At 60.6% G+C, this 20,935-nt stretch carries 18 protein-coding genes; 13 read left to right on the forward strand and 5 right to left on the reverse strand.

All coding sequences use genetic code 11. The features are described from left to right. On the reverse strand, positions 1-2,451 hold a 2,451-nt coding region (locus ACM6JQ_RS26380; protein WP_414894955.1), incomplete at its 3' end, for a retention module-containing protein. 357 nt (positions 2,452-2,808) lie between these two features. Between ACM6JQ_RS26380 and ACM6JQ_RS26385 the strand changes: the two genes are divergently transcribed. From ACM6JQ_RS26385 to ACM6JQ_RS26435, 11 genes are all read left to right on the forward strand, one after another. After that, on the forward strand, positions 2,809-4,158 hold the full coding sequence (locus tag ACM6JQ_RS26385) for a TolC family outer membrane protein (protein ID WP_016985554.1): 1,350 nt from the start codon (positions 2,809-2,811) through the stop codon (positions 4,156-4,158). A gap of 34 nt (positions 4,159-4,192) precedes the next feature. After that, on the forward strand, positions 4,193-6,349 hold the full coding sequence (locus ACM6JQ_RS26390; protein WP_095113879.1) for a type I secretion system permease/ATPase: 2,157 nt from the start codon (positions 4,193-4,195) through the stop codon (positions 6,347-6,349). Beyond that, positions 6,339-7,706, forward strand: coding sequence for an HlyD family type I secretion periplasmic adaptor subunit (locus ACM6JQ_RS26395; RefSeq protein ID WP_007918311.1), 1,368 nt, complete (start codon positions 6,339-6,341; stop codon positions 7,704-7,706). The genes ACM6JQ_RS26390 and ACM6JQ_RS26395 overlap by 11 nt, the downstream gene beginning before the upstream one ends. A 360-nt stretch (positions 7,707-8,066) precedes the next feature. Further along, positions 8,067-8,963, forward strand: a complete 897-nt coding sequence (locus tag ACM6JQ_RS26400) for a TauD/TfdA dioxygenase family protein (protein ID WP_095113880.1) — start codon at positions 8,067-8,069, stop codon at positions 8,961-8,963. A gap of 22 nt (positions 8,964-8,985) precedes the next feature. Continuing rightward, complete coding sequence (locus ACM6JQ_RS26405; protein WP_007918315.1) at positions 8,986-9,846, forward strand: ABC transporter ATP-binding protein; 861 nt, start codon at positions 8,986-8,988, stop codon at positions 9,844-9,846. Between the two features lie 20 nt (positions 9,847-9,866). Continuing rightward, a complete protein-coding gene (locus tag ACM6JQ_RS26410) occupies positions 9,867-10,733 on the forward strand; it encodes an ABC transporter permease (RefSeq protein ID WP_007918317.1) in 867 nt (288 codons plus the stop codon). A 197-nt stretch (positions 10,734-10,930) separates the two neighbouring features. Then, positions 10,931-11,848, forward strand: a complete 918-nt coding sequence (locus ACM6JQ_RS26415; RefSeq protein WP_016985559.1) for a LysR family transcriptional regulator — start codon at positions 10,931-10,933, stop codon at positions 11,846-11,848. A gap of 191 nt (positions 11,849-12,039) precedes the next feature. After that, the gene (locus ACM6JQ_RS26420) at positions 12,040-13,578 is read left to right on the forward strand and encodes an MFS transporter (RefSeq protein WP_414894956.1); all 1,539 of its coding nucleotides are present in this window, start codon (positions 12,040-12,042) and stop codon (positions 13,576-13,578) included. Positions 13,579-13,604: 26 nt separating this feature from the next. Beyond that, entirely contained in the window at positions 13,605-14,675 is a 1,071-nt protein-coding gene (locus tag ACM6JQ_RS26425; protein WP_414894957.1) for an HlyD family secretion protein, read from the forward strand. Next, entirely contained in the window at positions 14,672-16,306 is a 1,635-nt protein-coding gene (locus ACM6JQ_RS26430) for an efflux transporter outer membrane subunit (RefSeq protein WP_259740583.1), read from the forward strand. Before ACM6JQ_RS26425 ends, ACM6JQ_RS26430 begins: the two co-directional genes overlap by 4 nt. 55 nt (positions 16,307-16,361) lie before the next feature. Further along, positions 16,362-17,942, forward strand: coding sequence for a glycosyltransferase family 39 protein (locus tag ACM6JQ_RS26435; RefSeq protein ID WP_414894958.1), 1,581 nt, complete (start codon positions 16,362-16,364; stop codon positions 17,940-17,942). Between the two features lie 5 nt (positions 17,943-17,947). Here the strand turns inward: ACM6JQ_RS26435 and ACM6JQ_RS26440 are convergent, their stop codons facing one another. After that, entirely contained in the window at positions 17,948-18,706 is a 759-nt protein-coding gene (locus ACM6JQ_RS26440; protein ID WP_007917711.1) for a slipin family protein, read from the reverse strand. A 2-nt stretch (positions 18,707-18,708) separates the two neighbouring features. Continuing rightward, on the reverse strand, positions 18,709-19,239 hold the full coding sequence (locus ACM6JQ_RS26445; protein ID WP_238539513.1) for an NfeD family protein: 531 nt from the start codon (positions 19,237-19,239) through the stop codon (positions 18,709-18,711). A gap of 174 nt (positions 19,240-19,413) precedes the next feature. Between ACM6JQ_RS26445 and ACM6JQ_RS26450 the strand changes: the two genes are divergently transcribed. Beyond that, positions 19,414-19,875 carry an aminoacyl-tRNA deacylase gene (locus tag ACM6JQ_RS26450; protein WP_007917709.1) on the forward strand — a complete coding sequence of 154 codons (462 nt, stop codon included), beginning with the start codon at positions 19,414-19,416 and terminating at the stop codon, positions 19,873-19,875. A gap of 129 nt (positions 19,876-20,004) precedes the next feature. Next, the gene (locus tag ACM6JQ_RS26455; RefSeq protein ID WP_007917708.1) at positions 20,005-20,250 is read left to right on the forward strand and encodes a DUF2789 domain-containing protein; all 246 of its coding nucleotides are present in this window, start codon (positions 20,005-20,007) and stop codon (positions 20,248-20,250) included. Between the two features lie 3 nt (positions 20,251-20,253). Here ACM6JQ_RS26455 and ACM6JQ_RS26460 read toward each other — a convergent pair whose 3' ends face one another. Both ACM6JQ_RS26460 and ACM6JQ_RS26465 read right to left on the reverse strand, forming a co-directional pair. Continuing rightward, positions 20,254-20,535, reverse strand: coding sequence for a type II toxin-antitoxin system RelE/ParE family toxin (locus ACM6JQ_RS26460; protein ID WP_007917707.1), 282 nt, complete (start codon positions 20,533-20,535; stop codon positions 20,254-20,256). Further along, entirely contained in the window at positions 20,532-20,810 is a 279-nt protein-coding gene (locus tag ACM6JQ_RS26465; RefSeq protein ID WP_414894959.1) for a CopG family ribbon-helix-helix protein, read from the reverse strand. Before ACM6JQ_RS26465 ends, ACM6JQ_RS26460 begins: the two co-directional genes overlap by 4 nt. Positions 20,811-20,935: the final 125 nt, after the last annotated feature.

The raw sequence follows: 20,935 nt of genomic DNA on the forward strand, positions 1-20,935 counted from the left end.
AATGGTGATCACCGAGCCGTTGCTCAGGGTCACGGTGACTGGCGTGCCGGCCGGATTGGTCAGCGTGGCGGTGTAAACAATCGAACCACCCTCAGCCACGGAACCGGTTGCGCTCAGCGACAGGTTGGTGGTGTCGGCAACATCGGTAACGCTGGTCGATACCGGGGTCTTGTCGGCGACCAGATCTTCGTAATTACCACCCGAAACGCCAGTGATCGAATTCGTCAGCGGTGCGTTGCCGGTCAACGCGTCATTTGGCGCGGTGGTGGTCACGCTGCCGGTGGTTTTACCGACTTCAATGGTGATGCTCTGACCGTTGGCCAGGGTTACCACGACAGGCGAACCGGTCACCGGGGCGCCAACGGTGGCGGTGTAGGTGACGGTGCCACCTTCAGCAACCGAGGTATCAGCCGTCAGTTTCACGGTCGAGGTATCGATAGTGTCGGTCACTTCGGTCACGGCCGGGACAGTGCTCGGCAGCAGATTCTCGAAGTTGCCGCCAGTCGCATCCTTGATGGTGACTTCGACTTTGCCTGCGTCTTTATAGACATCATCGGCCGGCGCCGGAACGGTCACGGTGCCAGTGGTTTTGCCCGCGTCGATGGTGATCACCGAGCCGTTGCTCAGGGTCACGGTTACCGGCGTGCCGGCCGGATTGGTCAGCGTGGCGGTGTAAACAATCGAACCACCTTCCGCCACGGTGCCGGTGGCCGTCAGCGACAGGTTGGTGTTGTCGATCGAGTCGGTAATGGTGGTGGTCGCTGGCGTCGTGTTCGGCACCAGGTTTTCGAAATTGCCGCCGGTAGCGCCGGTGATAGTGGTGCTGACGGTGCTGCCATTGTTGTAAACGTCGTTGGCCGCGGTCGGCACGTTGACGCTGCCGGTGGTTTTGCCGGCGTCAATGGTGATGGTCGAACCGTTCGACAGGGTGATCGTCACCGGAGTTTGCGCTGCGTTGGTCAGCGTCGCGGTGTAGGTGATCTGGCCGCCTTCGACGACGGTGCCGGTAGCGGTGAGGCTCACGCTGGTGGTGTCGACCGAGTCGGTAACCGTGGTGGTGGCTGGCGTGGTGTTTGGCACCAGGTTTTCAAAGTTGCCGCCGCTGGCGCCAGTAATGGTGGTGCTGACAGTGCCGCCATTGTTGTAGACGTCATTGGCCGCCGTCGGCACGTTGACGGTGCCGGTGGTCTGGCCAGCCTCAATGGTGATGGTCGAACCGTTCGACAGGGTGACGGTCACCGGGGTTTGCGCCGGGTTGGTCAGGGTCGCGGTGTAGGTGATCTGGCCGCCTTCGACCACTGTGCCGGTGGCAGTCAGGGTCAGGTTGGTGGTGTCGATCGAGTCGGTGATGGTGGTCACCGCTGGCGTCGGGTTCGGCACCAGGTTTTCGAAGTTGCCGCCAGTCGCACCGGTGATGGTGGTGGTGACGGTGCTGCCGTTGTTATAGACGTCGTTGGCCGGGGTCGGCACGTTGACGGTGCCGGTGGTCTGGCCGGCGCCGATGGTGATGGTCGAGCCGTTCGACAGGGTGACGGTCACCGGGGTTTGCGCCGGGTTGGTCAGGGTCGCGGTGTACGTGATCTGCCCGCCTTCGGTGACACTCGGCCCGGCCGTCAGGGTGACGGTGGTGGTGTCGATGGTGTCGGTGACCTGGGTCGTGGCCGGAGTGGTCGGCGGGGTCACGGTGATGCCATTGCCGCCGGTGGTGCCGGTGACGGTCACGTCGATCTGGGTCGGGTCGTTATAAACGGTGTCGTTCGGCGCCAGTGGCACGTTGACGGTGCCGGTGGTTGCACCGGCCGGAATCACGATCACCGCGCCGTTGGACAGGGTGATGGTCAAGTCGGTCAGCGGCGCCTGGGTCAGGGTCGCGGTGTACACCAGCACACCGCCGGCTTCGGTGATGGACGGCGTGGCGCTGAGGCTCAGGGTCGAATCACGCAGGGCGTTGGTGGTGGTATCGGTGGTCTGGCCGCCGGTAATGTTTTGCGCAGCTTGACCGGCAGCGTTGATGCCTGCGGTCGGGAAGCCAATGGTCGGGTCAACGCGGCCAGCGGTGGCATCGAGCATCACGAAGCTGTGACCGCCACCGGCAGCACCGCCCGTGCCTGCGGCGCTTGGGCCGGCAGCAGTAGCGTCCAGCGCGGTGGTCGGGTCGACACCGGCGGCGATGGCTTGCTGCAGTTCGGCTACCGACGGCGCTGCCTGCGCGGTGGCTTCGGCCAAATCAGTGCTGGAGTCGGGCGCGTTGGCGCTCCACTGAGTTTCACGGCCCAGATCAAGGGTGCGGCCATCGGCCAATTCAAGCGACACGGCGCCGGAGAGGCCGGTGTCGATCTGGTCGCCGACAAACAGACGATCGCCTTCAACGAGTACGCGACGCACGCCCTCTGGGGACACCACGAATACCTGACCGACAATGCTTTTGACGATGGCAACAACACTGCTCATTGAAGACTCTCCGGGTGTCACGTTCAGTTGACTTCCATGGACCTGACGGCATGGGCGCCGATTCAGTCTGGACGTACTTTAAAAATTTGCGAAACAAGTTTGACGCGTCTTTTCGTCAATAATTTGGCTAGATTCTTTCGCTATTAACTTTATGCCAAACTATTGACCTTCTGGGTGCCATCCTAAACAATCGCCCCACTAATGTCACATTGATATTTCCGCGGCGACCTGTCCTTCAGCGTGTGATCCAGTTCCTGTTTTGAACTTTCCGACATACGGTCAATCTGGTTGCCATCATCCGACGCAGCGCCACGTTTTGCTGTGATTCAAGACAAGAAGTTCTGGGAAATTCCTATCATGCGTTCGCCCCTGCTTTTCGCCGTACCCTTCGCCCTCGCCGCCTCTTTTGTACAAGCACAATCCTTACCAGAAGCCATGCAGCAGGCACTGGATGTCCATCCGGAAATCCAGGCAGGGGTCAACAGTCGTTTGGCTGCGGATTATCAGTTAAGAGCGGCAAAAGGTGGATACCTGCCGAAGGTCGATCTGCTCGGCGGTTATGGCCGTGAGGGTACCGACAGCGTCACCACCCGCGCCAATTCCGGTAACCACTACGAAACCCTGAATCGTAGCGAGTCAAGTTTACGTCTCTCGCAAATGGTCTTTGACGGTTTTGCGACGTCCAGCGAGGTCGGGCGTCAACAAGCCACCGTCAACTCCCGCGCTTACTCGTTGCTCGGTACTTCCGAGCGCACCGCGCTGACCGTCGCCCAGGTCTACCTGGATGTGCTGACCCGGCGCGAATTCGTGCGTCTGGCCGAGGACAACCTCAAGAGCCACCAGCGCATCTACGACCAGATCCAGTTGCGCACCCAGCGTGGCGTCGGCAGCGGTGCCGACCTCGATCAGGCCGAAGCGCGAATGGCCCAGGCCCGCAACAACCTGATCACCGAGCAGACCAACCTCGCCGACTCGGAAACCAACTTCCTCAGCGCCGTCGGCCAGATGCCCGATCAGCTCGAGCGTCCGGCGCCGTTCATGGCGATGATGCCGGCCAACCTCAATGAAGCCCGCCAGCAGATGCTGGAAAACAGCCCGATCCTGCGTTCGGCCGAGTCCGACATCGCCGCCGCCGAGAAGCAATACGAAACCGCCAAGTCGACCTTCTACCCACGTTTCGACGCCGAACTGGGTCGCACCGCCGACAACGATCTCGACGGCCAGAACGGTCACAACAACGAATGGCAAGCCATGCTGCGCATGCGCTTCAACCTCTATTCCGGTGGCAGCAACAAGGCCGATCTGGAATCCAAGTCGTACCTGTCGAACCAGGCTTTGGATATTCGCAACAACGCCCTGCGTCAGTTGAACGAAGAGCTGGGCCTGGCCTGGAACGCCTTGAACAACGCTAACGCGCAGGTGCCGATCGCGCAGCAATACGTCGATCACAGCACCTCGGTGCGCACCGCCTACCAGCGTCAGTTCAGCCTCGGTGAACGAACTCTGCTTGATTTGCTCGACAGCGAAAACGAGTTGTTCACCGCTTCGCGGCGTCTGGCTGAAATCAAAAACATTCAGTTATTTACTCAGTACCGAATCAAGGCGACCATGGGCGAGTTGCTCAGAAGCCAGGGAGTGGTCGCACCGTTGGCATCCGTTGTGCAAAACGACGTCAAGCCCAAGGTCCAGCTGCCTGGGATGAATTGAGTTATCCCTTTTCAACTGTCAAAGAGTGTCGAGCGTGGAATCAGAAGTCAGTCGAGTTCAACTCAGTCATGATCCACGCGCGCTGCACGACGATCCGTTACTGGACGGTCTGCTCGCCCTTTGCATGCTGCACCAGAAGCCCGCCAGCGCGGCGATGCTGACCACCGGACTGCCGCTGCCCAAACAACGCCTGAGTGTCGAGTTGCTGCCCCGCGCGGCAGCTCGCGCCGGCCTGCAAGGTCGGGTATTGCAGCGCAAACTGGAAGAAATTCCGGCGATCGCCATGCCGGCCTTGCTGCTGCTCAAGGATGGCCGCAGCGCTGTCCTGCTCGGCTGGCAGGGTGACAATGAAGCCCGGGTGCTGCTCAGCGAAACCGACGGCGGCGAGTCGATTGTCAGCCGTGAATTGCTGACCGACGATTACACCGGCAAAGTCTTCTTCGCCCAGCCGCAACACAAATTCGACGTCAACCACGGCACGCTGATTCCGCGTGCGCGCTCGTGGTTCCGCGACACCCTCAAGCGTTCGCGCTGGCTGTACGCCGATGCGATTGCCGCGAGTTTCCTGATCAACATCATCGCCATGGCCGCGCCGCTGTTCGTGATGAACGTCTACGATCGCGTGGTGCCGAACCAGGCCGAAGCGACCCTGTGGGTTCTGGCGTTGGGCATCACCGGCGCCTACATCTTTGACCTGATCCTCAAGAGTCTGCGCGCCCTGTGCCTGGATCTGGCCGGGAAGAAAACCGACCTGATCATCTCCGCGACGCTGTTCGAGCGCATCGTCGGCATGGCGATGAAATACCGTCCGGCGCGAGTCGGCAGCTTCGCGCAGAACATCCACGAATTTCAGAGCCTGCGCGACTTCCTCGCCTCGCTGACCCTGACCAGCCTGATCGACCTGCCGTTCACCATCCTGATCTTCATCGTCATCGCCATTCTCGGCGGGCATCTGGTGTGGATTCCGGTGCTGGCGTTCCCGATTGCCCTGCTGATCGGCTACGCCTTGCAGAAGCCGCTGGTGGCGACCATGGAGCGCACCATGGCCCTTGGCGCCGAGCGCCAGTCGAGCCTGATCGAAACCCTCGCCGGTCTCGACGCGGTGAAGGTCAATAACGCGGAGAGCGAACGCCAGTACCAGTGGGAACAGACCATCGGCACCCTCAGCCGCCTCGAGCTGCGGGTGAAAATGCTCTCCGGCCTGGCGATGAACATCACCCTGCTGATCCAGCAACTGGCCGGGGTGATCATGATCGTCTTCGGCGTGTACCAGATCATCGCCGGCAACCTGAGCATGGGCGGTCTGATTGCCTGCTACATGCTCAGCGGTCGCGCACTGAGCCCGTTGGCCTCGCTGTCGGGTCTGTTGACCCGTTATCAGCAAGCCCGCGTGACCATGACCTCGGTCGACCAGATGATGGAGTTGCCGCAAGAGCGCAATTTTGAAGAGCGCCCGCTGAGCCGCAAGGTTTTGCAAGGCGCGATCGAGTGCCGCCAGCTCAGCTTCACTTACCCGGAACAACAGAACCCGGCGCTGAAGAACATCAATCTGGTGATTCGTCCCGGCGAGAAGATCGGCATCATCGGCCGCAGCGGCTCGGGCAAGAGTTCGCTGGCGAAATTGCTGGTCGGCCTGTATCAGCCGGACGACGGCGCGCTGCTGGTCGACGGTGTGGATATCCGTCAGATCGACGTCAGCGAACTGCGCTACAACATTGGCTACGTGCCGCAAGACATCCAACTGCTGGCCGGCACCCTGCGTGACAACCTCGTCTCCGGCGCCCGTTATGTAGAAGACGAGCTCGTCCTGCAAGCCGCCGAACTGGCCGGCGTCCACGAATTCGCCCGTCTGCATCCACAAGGTTACGAGCTGCAAGTCGGCGAGCGCGGGCAGAACCTCTCCGGTGGTCAACGGCAGAACGTCGCACTGGCCAGGGCGCTGTTGCTCAATCCGCCGATCCTGCTGATGGACGAGCCGACCAGTGCGATGGACAACACCGGTGAAGAACGCCTCAAGCAACGCCTCGCCGCGGTGATTGAAAACAAGACTGTGGTGCTGGTGACGCACCGGGCTTCACTGTTGTCGCTGGTCGATCGTCTGCTGGTGATCGACCGTGGACAAATTCTCGCCGATGGCCCGAAAGCCGCCGTGATGGAAGCGTTGAAGAAGGGGCAGATCAGTGTTGCTTAAGTCGGGTTTCAAGGATTCGATCCGTCGCTACTTCAAAGGCTCGGCATCACTGCAGGGCCAGCCACTGCCGGAGGTCAACAAAGCGCTGATCGAGGACGCCCCGCGCGTCGTGCGCCTGACCATCTGGGCGATCATCGGCTTCTTTATCTTTCTGCTGCTGTGGGCCAACTTCGCCGTGATCGACGAAGTGACCAAGGGCGACGGCAAAGCGATTCCGTCGTCGAAGATCCAGAAAATCCAGAACCTTGAGGGCGGGATCATCTCCGAACTGTTCGTCAAGGAAGGCCAGATTGTCGAAGCCGGTGCACCGCTGATTCGTCTCGACGACACGCGATTTGCGTCGAACGTCGGTGAAACCGAAGCCGATCGCTTGTCGATGCTGCTGCGCGTAGAACGCCTCAGCGCCGAGGTCGATGACCGTCCGCTGAATTTCCCCGAGGACGTGCTCAAAGCCGTGCCCGGTCAGGCCAAGAGTGAAGAGTCGCTGTACATCAGCCGCCGTCAGCAGTTGCACGACGAGATCGGTGGTTTGCAGGAGCAGTTGATTCAGCGTCAGCAAGAGCTGCGCGAATTCGCCTCCAAGCAAGCGCAGTATCGTCAGCAGCTCGGTTTGCAGCGCCAGGAAATCAACATGTCCGAGCCGCTGGTGGCGCAGGGCGCGGTGTCCCCGGTGGAGGTCTTGCGTCTGAAGCGTGCCGAGGTGGAAACCCGTGGTCAGCTGGATGCAACGACGCTGGCCATTCCCCGTGCCGAATCGGCGATCAAGGAAGTTCAGCGCAAGATCGACGAGACGCGCGGCAAGTTCCGCAGCGAAGCGCTGACCCAACTCAACGAAGCACGCACCGACCTGAACAAGGCCAGCGCGACCGGCAAGGCACTGGAGGACCGCGTCAGCCGCACGCTGGTGACATCGCCGGTGCGCGGCATCGTCAACAAGTTGCTGGTCAACACCATCGGCGGCGTGATCCAGCCGGGCAGCGACATGGTCGAAATCGTACCGCTAGACGACACACTACTGGTCGAAGCCAAGATCCGCCCGCAAGACATTGCCTTCCTGCATCCGGGGCAGGAAGCGATCGTCAAGTTTACCGCCTACGACTACACCATTTACGGTGGGTTGAAGGCCAAGCTTGAGCAGATCGGTGCCGACACCATTACCGACGAAGACAAGAAAACCACGTACTACATCATCAAGGTGCGTACTGAGCGCAGCCACTTGGGTACCGATGAAAAGCCGTTGCTGATCATCCCGGGGATGGTCGCGTCGGTGGACATCATTACCGGCAAGAAGTCGGTGTTGAGTTATCTGCTCAAACCGATCATCCGTGCGCGGGCAGAGGCGTTGCACGAGCGCTAGATCTTCAGCGCTGCTGACGGCCTCTTCGCGAGCAGGCTCACTCCTACAGTAACCGCATTTCTCCAGAGGAATGCGATCCCTGTAGGAGTGAGCCTGCTCGCGATAGCGGCAGCCCAAACACCACATCTCTGTCAGGAAGTGACAAAAACCGTCACTCACCACTCAGTCCATTCCGCACCAATCGCCATATCGTTATTCATTAACGGTATTTAATTTCCGATTCTTATAGCTATAAAGTCATCCCCCTGCGTACCTGCCGACCAATCGGCGCGCCGCACGACCTGAACCAACACGCAATCCAGCGTGAGTGTCTGATCGACGAGCGCGCCCGTGAGCGCGCCGTGCGTGGGAGATGGAAAGATGTCCGCAGCTACTGCTTCCCCAAGCGCCGCGACCGCCGCGCCGCAATCCTTTGAAATCCGCCCGTTCAGCGGTGCCGTCGGCGCCGAGATCATTGGCCTTGACCTCAGCCGGCCGATCAATGATCAGGACTTTGCGCGCATTCATCGCGCGCACCTGGATCACCACGTCGTGGTGTTCCGCGACCAGCAAATCACCCCGCAGCAACAGATCGACTTCAGCCGCCGCTTCGGCGTGTTGCAGATCCATGTGCTCAAGCAGTTCCTGCTGGCCAACCACCCGGAAATCCTCATCGTTTCCAACATCGTCGAAAACGGCCAGAACATCGGCCTCGGCGATGCCGGCAAGTTCTGGCACTCCGACCTCTCTTATAAAGAGCTGCCGAGCCTCGGTTCGATGCTCCACGCGCAGGAGTTGCCGTCCGAGGGTGGCGACACCCTGTTCGCCGATATGCACAAAGCCTGGGACAGCTTGCCCGAGGCCTTGCGCAAAGCTGTTGAAGGTCGTTCGGCCGCGCATTCCTACACCGCCCGCTACAGCGAAACCAAATTCGAAGGCAACTGGCGCCCGACCTTGACCCCGGAGCAACTGGCTCAGGTCGCCGAAGTGGTGCATCCGGTGGTGCGTACGCACCCGGAGAACGGACGCAAGGCGCTGTTCGTCAGCGAAGGTTTCACCACGCGCATCGTCGGCCTGCCGGAAGACGAGAGCCAGCAACTGCTGAGCGAGCTCTATGCCCACAGCGTGCTGCCGCAAAACATCTACCGCCATCAGTGGCAGCCCCACGACCTGGTGTTCTGGGATAACCGTTCGCTGATCCATCTCGCCGCCGGCTGCCCCGCGCACCTGCGCCGCAAGCTGTATCGCACGACCATTCAGGGCGACGCGCCTTTCTGATTCGCCGGAGATTGATCAAAAAATGAACGCTCCCTTGCCAGGCCACGCGGCCAGCAACCCGATCGCCCGCAGCGACGCGTTGCTGGCGGTCGATCATGTCAGCCTCGAATACCGCACGCCGCAACGCGTGGTGCGTGCCACCCACCAAGTCAGTTTTGAAATTGATCCGGCCGATCGCTACGTGCTGCTCGGCCCGTCCGGTTGCGGCAAATCCACGTTGCTGAAGGCGGTCGCCGGGTTCATTCAACCGTGCGAAGGCGAGATCCGTCTGCAAGGCCAGCGCGTCGACGCGCCGGGGCCGGACCGCATCGTAGTGTTTCAGGAATTCGATCAACTGCCGCCGTGGAAAACCGTCAAACAGAACGTGATGTTTCCGCTGCTTGCATCACGCACCCTGAAGAAAAAAGAAGCCGAAGAGCGTGCGCTGCACTATCTGGAAAAGGTCGGCCTCGCGGCGTTCGCCGATGCTTATCCGCACACTTTGTCCGGCGGCATGAAGGCGCGCGTGGCGATTGCCCGGGCGCTGGCGATGCAGCCGAAAATCCTCTTGATGGACGAACCGTTCGCCGCACTCGATGCGCTGACCCGCCGCAAGATGCAGGAAGAGTTGCTGCTGCTCTGGGAAGAGGTGCGCTTCACTCTGCTGTTCGTCACCCACTCGATTGAAGAGGCGCTGGTGGTCGGTAATCGCATCCTGCTGCTGTCGCCGCATCCCGGCCGAGTGCGCGCCGAAGTGCACAGCCATCAATACGATCTGCACAGCCTCGGTGGCGTGGCGTTTCAGGAATCGGCGCGGCGCATTCATCGTTTGTTGTTCGATGAAGGCCAGTCGCCGGAAACCGAGCGTGACCACGACTTCAATGACATTCGCATTGCCTATTGAGCGGCCAGGAGGATTACCCGATGAGCCATTCATCATCTGTGCGTGAAGAGTTTGAAATTGTTCTGGAGCCGCTGACTGAAGTGCCGGTCGAGCGGGAGTTGTCGCTCGGCACGCGGCTGTGGCAACAGGGCTGGCTGCGTAAAGGCCTGATCCTGATTGTGCTCGCAGTCGTGTGGGAAGTGGTCGCGCGGATTCAGAACAACGACCTGATGCTGCCGAGTTTCTTGCAGACCAGCCATGCGTTGTTCGACGGGCTGCTCAGTGGTGAGTTATTGGCCAAGGTGTGGATATCGCTGGTGGTGCTGATCAAGGGTTATCTGATCGGCATCGTTTTGGCATTTGCCCTGACCACCCTTGCGGTGTCGACGCAATTGGGCCGTGATCTGCTGAGCACGATGACCTCGATGTTCAATCCGCTGCCGGCGATTGCCCTGTTGCCGTTGGCGCTGCTGTGGTTTGGCCTGGGGCAGAACAGTCTGATTTTCGTGCTGGTGCATTCGGTGTTGTGGGCGTTGGCGCTGAACACCTATGCCGGGTTCCTCGGGGTTTCCGAAACCCTGCGCATGGCGGGTCGCAACTATGGTCTGAAGGGTTTGCGACTGGTGCTGTTCATCCTGATCCCGGCGGCGCTGCCGTCGATTCTGGCGGGGCTGAAGATTGGCTGGGCGTTTGCCTGGCGCACGTTGATTGCCGCTGAATTGGTTTTTGGTGCGACCAGTGGCAAGGGCGGGCTGGGTTGGTACATCTTTCAGAATCGTAATGAGCTGTATACCGACAAGGTGTTTGCGGGGTTGGCGGTGGTGATTCTGATCGGCTTGCTGGTGGAGAATCTGGTGTTCGATACGCTGGAGCGGGTGACTGTTAAGCGTTGGGGGATGCAGCGGTAATTTCTGGCGTGACGGCTGGCCCCTTCGCTGGCAAGCCAGCTCCCACAGGTTTTTTGGTGTTTTCAGATGTTGTGAACGCCTCAACCACTGTGGGAGCTGGCTTGCCAGCGATGGCGTCCTGTCCGGCGCCTCCATACCTAAAGGATGTTTGCTAGCATTGCGCCCAGATCAATCCAGATCAGCCAAGAGTGCTCAGCATGCAACTCCCGGACATGAACCTTCTGGTCGCCCTCGACGCCTTGCTCGATGAGGGCAGTGTGGTCGGCGCCGCGCGGCGGATGAACCTCAGCCCGGCCGCCATGAGCCGAACCCTGACGCGGATCCGCGAAGCGATCGGTGATCCGATCCTCGTGCGTGCTGGACGTGGCTTGGTGCCAACCCCCAAAGCGCTGGAGTTGCGCGAGCAGGTGCGCGATGTGGTCGAGCAGGCCGCGCTGCTGTTCCGCTCGGCCGACTCGGTGGAACTGGGCACGCTGCGCCGGCGCTTCAGCATCCGCGCCAATGACTTCTTCATCGGCGTCTACGGCGGCAAGCTGTTCGACACCCTCGATCAACTGGCGCCGCACTGTGAGTTGCGCTTCGTCCCGGAAGGCGATGGCGACGATGAAGCCCTGCGTGAAGGGCGCATCGATTTGAGCGTCAGTAATACCCGCCCTGTCACTCCTGAAGTCAAAGTGCAGAATCTGTTTTCGACGCACTTCGTGGGACTGGTGCGAGAAGATCATCCATTGCTCGACGGTGAAATCACCGCCGAGCGCTATGCCGGGTTTTCCCACATCAGCATGTCGCGCCGCGGCATCGCTCGCGGCCCGATTGATACCGCGCTGAATGCGCTGGGTCTGGAGCGGCGCGTCGCGGTGATCGCGCCGAGTTTCCATGCGGCGATGTTTGCGTTGCCTGATTCCGACCTGATCCTGCCGGTTCCCAAAGAAGCTCTGCTGAGTGTGCGCCGGCTCGGTTTGAAACTGCGCTCATTCGACCTGCCAATCCCGTTGCCGACGTTGATGCTGACTCAAGCCTGGCACCCTCGATTCGACAAGGACCCCGCGCACCGCTGGCTGCGCGAAACCCTCAAGGCCTGTTGCGACGAAACCTGGCTGGCTGCACAACCCTAAAGATCAAGAGATCGCAGCCTTCGGCAGCTCCTACATTGGAATGCATATCCCTGTAGGAGCTGCCGAAGGCTGCGATCTTTTGCTTTTAATGATTGTGTCTGGCGCACTTATAACCTGCCAATAAGTCAATTTTCGTCATTGCCAAGCCCGACTAAGATGCTCCGGTATTTTTCCCTCCGGAGTGTGTATTCATGACATCCCTGTCGGCTGCGGTGCCCATCGCTGCGGCCAGCCCGGCGACGGCGGCCGCGCCACCGGTGTTCGGGGCGCGGATCATCATTGGCCTGGTCGGCGTGCTGCTGGCGGTGCTGGTGTCGGGCCTCAACGAGATGGTCACCAAGGTGGCCCTGGCCGACATCCGTGGCGGGTTGCACATCGGTTACGACGAAGGCACCTGGCTGGTCGCCAGCTACACCGCCACCTCGGTCGCGGCCATGGCCTTCGCGCCGTGGTGTTCGGTGACCTTCTCGCTGCGCCGCTTCACCCTTTGCGCGATCGGTCTGTTCACCTTGCTTGGCGTGCTGTGCCCGTTTGCACCGAACTACGAAAGTCTGCTGCTGATGCGCACTTTGCAGGGGCTGGCCGGCGGTGCGCTGCCACCGATGCTGATGACCGTCGCCCTGCGCTTTTTGCCGGCGAATATCAAACTCTACGGTCTGGCCGGCTACGCACTGACGGCGACATTCGGCCCCGGCCTCGGCACGCCGCTGGCCGGGTTGTGGACTGAATACGTCGGCTGGCAGTGGACGTTCTGGCAAATCATCGTGCCTAGTCTGATCGCCATGACGATGGTCGCATGGGGCATCCCGCAGGACCCGCTGCGTTTGGAGCGCCTCAAGTCGTTCAACTGGAAAGGCCTGCTGCTGGGTTTTCCAGCGATCTGCATGCTGGTGATCGGTTTGCTGCAAGGTAATCGGCTGGACTGGTTCGAGTCGAGCCTGATCTGCGGATTGCTCGGCGCCGGTTCGCTGCTGCTGGTGGCGTTTCTGATCAACGAGTGGTCGCAGCCGATTCCGTTTTTCAAATTGCAGATGCTCGGTATCCGCAACCTGTCGTTCGCCTTGATGACCTTGGCCGGTGTGCTGATAGTTCTGCAGGCGGTGGTGTTGATTCCGTCGAGTTATCTGGCGCAGGTGCAGGGTTATCGCCCGGCGCAGACCGCACCGATCATGCTGATCGCCGCTTTGCCGCAACTGATTGCGCTGCCGTTGGTGGCAGCGTTGTGCAACCTGCGCTGGGTCGATTGCCGCTGGGTGCTTGGCATGGGTTTGAGCATGTTGACGCTGTCCTGCCTGGGCGGATCGCTGCTGACTTCAGAATGGATTCGCGACAATTTCTACGTCCTGCAATGGCTGCAGATCTTCGGTCAGCCGATGTCGGTGTTGCCGCTGTTGATGTTGTCCACCGGCAGTATCCAGCCGCAGGACGGGCCGTTCGCCTCCGCGTGGTTCAACACGGTGAAAGGCTTGGCGGCCGTGGTCGCTACCGGGGTGATCGAAGCGCTGACCACCGCGCGCCTGCATTTCCATTCGACCATGCTGGTCGACAGCCTCGGCAATTCGCCGCTGGCCGACCGCAGCGATCCGGGCCTCGCCCATCGCCTGCACGAACAGGCCGTGGTGCTGACTTCTTCCGATCTCTATGTGTGCATGGCCGGCGTCGCGGTGGCGTTGATCCTGCTGATTTTCTGGCTGCCGACGCGGATCTTTCCGCCGCGCGCGCCGACCTGATCGCTGTACTGAAACAGAAGGTTTTTATGACGACTCAAGCAAAGCAAAAACTCGCGGTGGCCATCGCCGCCGCACTGGCGGTCGGCGTGCTGGTTTACCTGGCGCTGCCCGGCGTGTTTGGCAAACGTACTCAGCAAAACACCAACGACGCCTTTGTCTCCGCCGACTACACCCTGGTGGTGCCGCGTGTCGCCGGTTTCATCAAGGAAGTGCTGGTGGAAGACAACCAGCAAGTGAAGGCCGGTCAGTTGCTGGCGCTGATCGATGATCGCGATTTGCGCGCTTCAGCCGAGGCGGCGGATGCGCAAACCCTGGTCGCGCGGGCACAGTTGCAGAATGCCAAAGCGACGCTGGAGCGCCAGACTTCGGTAATTGCTCAGGCGCAAGCTGCGGTGGTCTCAGCCAAGGCTGAAATGGCTTTCGCTCAACAGGAATTGAATCGCTACAACCATCTCGCCGGCGTCGGCGCCGGTACTGTGCAAAACGCGCAACAGGCGCGCACGCGCATCGATCAGGCCACGGCTCATCTCGACACCGCCACGGCGAAGCTGGCGGCAGAGCGCAAGCAAGTCGACATCCTCACCGCTCAACGTGACGCCGCCGAAGGCAGTCTGAAACACGCGCAAGCGGCACTGGAAATCGCCAGTTTCGAACTTTCCTACACGCGCATCACCGCGCCGCAGGATGGCATGATCGGCGAGCGCGCCGTGCGCGTCGGCGCCTATGTGACGCCGGGCAGCAAGCTGCTCGCGGTTGTGCCGTTGCAGCGGGCTTATGTCGTGGCGAATTTTCAGGAGACGCAACTGACGGATGTGCAGCCGGGGCAAGAGGTGCAGGTGCGCGTCGACAGCCTTGGTGGTGAAGCCTTGAGCGGTCGCGTGGAAAGTATTGCGCCAGCCACAGGCGTGACCTTTGCGGCGGTGAAACCGGATAACGCCACGGGTAATTTCACCAAGGTGGTGCAGCGGATTCCGGTGAAGATCATGCTGGAACCGGGTCAGCCGCTCGCCGAGCGGTTGCGCGTGGGGATGTCGGTGGAGGCGAGTATTGATACGCGCAGTTCAGAGAAATCCGTGCGTGAGGTGACCCAGCGATGATGGGTGGTAATTCAACTGGCCTCATCGCTGGCAAGCCAGCTCCCACAGGTTCCGTCGGTGGGGCTGAACAATTTGGACAACCTGCACAATCCCTGTGGGAGCTGGCTTGCCAGCGATGGGGTCAGTGGCAGCCACTCATTTTCAGCGCCTTGGTGACAGCAAGCCTCACCGCCTGCACCGTCGGCCCAGACTTCCAGAAACCCGAAGCCACACAAATCGCCGACTGGACTAAGCCGGCCAAGTCAGCCCCCAGCCAAGCTGTCAGCGAACCCCTCAACGAACGATGGTGGGAGGTCTTCCACGACGCGCAACTCTCCGCACTCACTCAGCGTGCGGTGCAGAGCAACCTCGACCTGCAACTGGCCAGCAGCCGTCTGCAGCAAAGCCGCGCCGCCCGCCAGGTGATCACCGCTGACCGTTATCCGAGCACCGCCGCCACGGGCAGTTACGCGCGCAAACGCAACAGCAGCGAGGGCCTGAACGACCCGTCCGGACACAACGGCGATTCCGCCTTCAACCTGTGGGACGCCGGTTTCTCCGCCTCATGGGAACTGGATTTCTGGGGCCGCGTACGTCGCGAAACCGAAGCCGCCGATGCAAACCTCGAAGTCGCCGAAAACGACCGTCGCGGGGTGTTATTGGCCGTGCTCGCTGACACGGCGCAAAACTACATTCAGCTGCGCGGTGTACAAAACACCCGCGCCGTCACCGAGCAGAACCTCGACGTCGCCCGCCATAGCCTGAAGCTCTCGCAACTGCGTCTGGCCGACGGTGTGGCGACTGACCTCGACGTCGCCGAAGCCGCCGCGCAAGTCGCCGCGATCGAATCGCGATTGCCGGCGCTGGAGCAACGTCAATCGCAGTTGATCAACGCGATCAGCCTGCTGATGGGCGAACCGCCACAGGCATTGGCTAAGGAGTTATCCACAGACGCCGCCGTGCCGCAGTCGCCGCTGCAAGTCGCCATCGGTCTGCCGTCACAACTTGCCGAACGCCGCCCGGACATCCGTCAGGCCGAAGCGCGCCTGCATGCTGCTACCGCCAATATCGGTGTAGCCAAAGGCGACTTCTATCCGCGCATCACCCTGTCGGGCAACCTCGGCTCGCAAGCCATGCAACTCAGCGACTTTGGCTCGTGGGGTTCACGCGCCTTCGGCATCGGCCCGCAATTCAGTCTGCCGCTGTTCGATGGCGGACGCCTGCGCGGCATGCTGCAACTGCGCGAAGCGCAACAACAGGAAGCGGCGATCGGCTACCAGCAAACCGTGCTGCGTGCCTGGCATGAAATCGACGATCAACTGACCGTCTACAACGCCAGCCAGCGCCGCCGCGACAGCCTCGCCGAAGCCGTCCGCCAGAACCAGATCGCCCTGCGCACCGCGCAACAGCAATACGTCGAAGGTGTGGTCGATTTCGTCAACGTCCTCACCGTGCAAAGCGCGCTGCTGGCAACGCAGGAACAGTGGGTGGAGAGTTCCACCGGCGTTTCGCTGGCGATGGTCGGGTTGTACAAGGCGTTGGGCGGGGGATGGCAGTCGGTTTACCCGGAAGGGCAAATGGCGGCTATGACGCCGGGCGTCGTGAAAGCACAAACCGACATCGACGGTTCTGCCGTGGCTGACCTAAAGTGATGGGCAGGTTGGCGCGTCATACTCTCGTGGCGCTGCGGCGCGGCAAGAGGCAGCAATGGCGGCGAACAGAGTCACGCCAATGGGCGACACGCAAGATCCGTTTGCCGCGCCCGACTCCTGGTTCGGCAGCTTGCGCTGGGTGCGCTGGATAAAAAATCACTGGCTATGGCCGATCCTGGCGCTGGCCGCATTCGTGCGTTTTTATGATCTGACCGCGGCAGCGATCTGGGGCGATGAAGGTTCCAGTCTGCTGCTGGGGCGCTATTCGCTGAGTGAAATTTGGCAGCACGCGGCATTCGATGTGCATCCGCCGCTGTACTTCATGCTGCTGCATGGCTGGGTCGAATTGTTCGGGGACGGCATTCTGGCGGTCCGCTCTCTCAGTGCGCTGGCCGGCATTGCGGCGGTGGGGCTGGGCGTGTGGCTGGTGGATCGCCTGGCCACCCGTCGCGCAGCGTTCATCGCCGGTGTGTTGCTGGCGCTGTTGCCGACCGCGGTGCGCTACAGCCAGGAAGTGCGCATGTACGCGCTGCTCGGGGCGCTGCTGCTCGCCGCGAGCCTGGCGCTGGTCTACTGGATCCGCCGCCCGCAACGCCAGCGCTATCTGGTGTATTACCTGCTGCTGATGAGCGCGGCGCTCTACACCCACTATTTCGCCGTGCTCGCGGCGCTGTGTCACTGGCTTTATCTGATCGCGATCCGCGTACAGCGTGGTTACCGGTTCCGGCACATCCAGCGCTGGAACTGGTGGCTGGCGAACCTGACCATCGTTACTTTGTATCTGCCTTGGCTGCCCAACCTGCTTGATTTGACGCAGCACATGCAGCAGCTTGAGGCCGGTGGCGATGTCGGTTGGGAGCCTGCCGTTACGTTGAGTTCGCTGCCGTCGATGATCTGGTCATGGTTGATTCAGGATGACGGTGAAAGTTTGCCGTGGCTGATTTTCGCGGCGTTGCCGCTGGCGATGCTGGGGCTGGCAGTCATCGCGGTGATGCGCGATCGCAGTGTGTCGCGCTGCAGTGTTCTGCTGGCGCTGTACACCGGGCTGCCGCTATTGCTGGTGTATCTGGTGTCGTTCATTACGCCGGTATTCATTGAGCGTTATCTGACGGCGTATGCCCTTGGCTTGCCGATGCTGACGGCGTTGGCCATCGACCGTTTGTACAGCCGCGTGCGGATGTTGGCATTGGCAGTGCTGGTGTCGCTGATCGCCGTGGAACTGGTCGGCGTAAACAACAACGCCACGGTCGACACGCATGATCAACTCGACACGGTCGTGAAGTACGTCAACCAGCATTTCCTTCCCGGTGACCGCATCGTCACCAGCGACATGCTCTGGTATCTGAGCTACGTCTACTACGATCGCACCGGGGCGCAGGTGCGCCTCTTCACTCCACCGAACGCCGATGGCCAATCGACGCGGCCAAATGAGTACGGGTTCGGCACGCTGGTAACGAGTGATGTCTATCTGAACAGCCTGACCGAGCTGCCAGCCGGAGGCCGGGTCTGGCTGGTCGGAACCGTCGATGAGCCACAAGAGTTCTCACCGCTACCTGCGACCTGGCAGACCAGCGCTGAAGTCCACGCGGGCGGGATGCAAGCACGCTTGTTCGTGCCCAAACCTTCGGGTGAATAGGCGGGTCAGGATTTCCCCGACAAATCCGCCATGCCCTTGAGCAATTCGATCGGCAACGGAAAGACAATCGTCGAACTCTTGTCCCCGGCAATCGAACTCAAGGTCTGCATATAGCGCAACTGCATTGCGCCAGGCTGGCGACCGAGCATTTCCGCTGCCTGCATGAGTTTTTCCGAGGCTTGCAGTTCGCCTTCGGCGTGAATCACCTTGGCCCGCCGTTCGCGCTCGGCTTCCGCCTGTTTGGCGATGGCGCGGACCATCGATTCGTTGAGGTCGACATGTTTGATCTCGACGTTGGCGACCTTGATGCCCCAGGCATCGGTCTGCGCGTCGAGTACCTGCTGGATGTCGATGTTCAACTGCTCGCGTTCGGCCAACAGTTCATCCAGTTCATGCTTGCCAAGCACGGCGCGCAGGGTGGTTTGCGCCAGTTGGCTGGTGGCAGAAAGATAATCCTCAACCTGAATAATCGCCTTCTGCGGATCGAGCACGCGGAAATACAGCACGGCGTTGACCTTGACCGAGACGTTGTCGCGGGTGATCACGTCCTGCGGCGGCACATCGAGCACCACGGTGCGCAGGTCGACCCGGACCATTTGCTGGACCACCGGGATCAGCAGGATCAGGCCTGGGCCTTTGACCTGCCAAAAGCGGCCGAGTTGGAACACCACGCCGCGTTCGTATTCGCGCAGGATGCGAAACGTCGAGCCGGCGAGGGCAATGACCAGTAACAGCAGCGCAACAAAACCGATTTGCAGACCCATGATCACTCTCCGAGTGGCGCCGCGTCAGTCGCGGCCACTTGCAGCAACAATCCCTTGCGCGCCACCACGCGCACTGATTGCCCGGTGTGCAGCGGTGTCGCGCTGAGCACTTGCCAGCGCTCACCTTGCAGTTGCACCCAGCCATTACGGGCATCGCCCGGTTGCACCGTAGTGATCGCGGTGACACTGCCGAGCAGGCCGGCATCGCCACTGACCGCGTGGCGGGGGCGGGTTTTCAGGGCGCGAATCAGCAGCGCAATCAACAAGAGAGCGCTGATCAGACCAAGGCCGATCATCATCGGCACCGGCAACTCGGCGTTGCTCAGAATCAGCGCGCCGATCACGAACATGATGATGCCGCCCAGCCCGATCACTCCGTAATTGGGCAGCGCCGCTTCGGCGATCAGAAAGACGATGCCCAAGGTAATCAGCCACAAACCGGCCGGACTCATCGGCGGCAACGGGGTGTCAGCGGCGAGGGCTGAGCCGCTGATCAGCAGGAGCAAGGCAAGCGCACAACATCGGCTGTTCACGTGACCCTCCGCGAGCGTCATGGCTGGTTCTTACAGTCTAGTTGAGGGTTGCGCTGGTTGAATTTTGATCAATGTGCGGATGTGTCCAGTGGGCGGAATTCTCTGCGCCAACCCCTCGCCGAACTAGACTCAAAGACACGGCAACCACCGTTCAGCGCAACACCGAGGTGCATCATGCGCATGGCAAGAAAAGTACAGAGCAGCCTGAACCGGGCGCACTGCGAATACGACATCGTCGCCCACCGACACTCGTCCAGCAGCCTGGAAACCGCACGAGTCGCCGGGGTGCCCGCCGAGCGCGTGGCCAAATCGATCATCCTCGACGACCACCACGGGCACTACCTGATGGCCGTGCTGCCGGCCAGTCGTCATCTGGACCTGAGCAAGGTACGCACCAGCGGCGAATGGCAACTGACCCGCGAAAGCAATCTGGCGCACATCTTCGACGACTGCGAACGCGGCGCGGTACCGCCGCTGGGTGGCTCTTATGGCCTGGACATGGTCATCGACCCGTTGCTGACGCGGCAAAAGGATATTTATCTGGAGGCGGGCAACCACAATTACCTGCTGCACATGAGCATGCCGGAGTTTCTGAAAATGGTGCCGCATGCCGAGGTGCGGGAGTTGAGTGATTAAGTTTTGTGGTGCCGGCACTGACGCCTTCGCGAGCAGGCTCGCTCCCACAGGTTGATCGCATTCCCCTGTGGGAGCGAGCCTGCTCGCGAGTAATCTTCCAAACAGCCCATTTTTTGAAGGAGTTGATCAATGGAAAGCCCAACACACAACCTCCCATCGCTATTCAAACAACTCGGCCTCCCCGACGAACCGGTCGACATCGACAAATTCATCGCCACCCATTCCCCGCTCAAACCCGACTTGCATTTGGCTGATGCGTTTTTCTGGACGAAGAGCCAAGCGGAGTTTTTGCGTGACGAGATTCTGGATGACGCCGATTGGGCGGAGGTGGTGGATCAGTTGAATGTGATGTTGCGCAAGGGGAGAGCGGGGTAATCGCTACGTTGGAAAAGGCCAGGCCCGTGCTGTATGAACCAGCGCCATAATCCAGATCACATCCTGATCTGACTGGTAGACAAGACGGTAGCTGGGATGGGGAATTAATTCGCGAGTGCCAGCAATGATGCCGACCGGGCCAATCTTGGGGTTCTGGGATAGGCGCGAAGCCGCTTCGGTGAAGCGGCGATCCATGTCGAGCGCTGCGCCTGGATTTTTTGCGTGAAGGTAGTCCCAGATTTTTTCGCGATCCTGTACGGCATTTTTACTCCAGATAATCTTCATCCTTGATTTTCTACCTGCCTGCGCCTGGCGGCGAATTGTGCTTCAACTTCCTCGTTGGACACACCTTCACCGGCTGCCATCGATTCTCTTGCAAGGTCGACTTTTCGTTGCAGGAAGGCTTCGTACTCTCGGGCTTCCTGTTGTATGCGAACAAACTGACGCATCATTTCTCGCATGATCTGCGAAGCAGGGCGATGGGAGGCCTCTGCCTCCGCCATGAACTGCTCACGCAGCTCTGGTTCAAGCTTCATTGTAAAAACGGCTTGTTTTGACATCTGCAGATTCCTTCAAGGTTCTCGGTACTGACGAGGTATATACATCGTCATCACATGAATTAGAAAGCTTCAGTTTGTGCGAGCGACCAGTGGAGCAATTTGTTTCAAAACTTGACTGAAATTCC

The sequence above is a fragment of the Pseudomonas sp. IT-232MI5 genome, assembly GCF_949767845.1.
Classification (GTDB): domain Bacteria; phylum Pseudomonadota; class Gammaproteobacteria; order Pseudomonadales; family Pseudomonadaceae; genus Aquipseudomonas.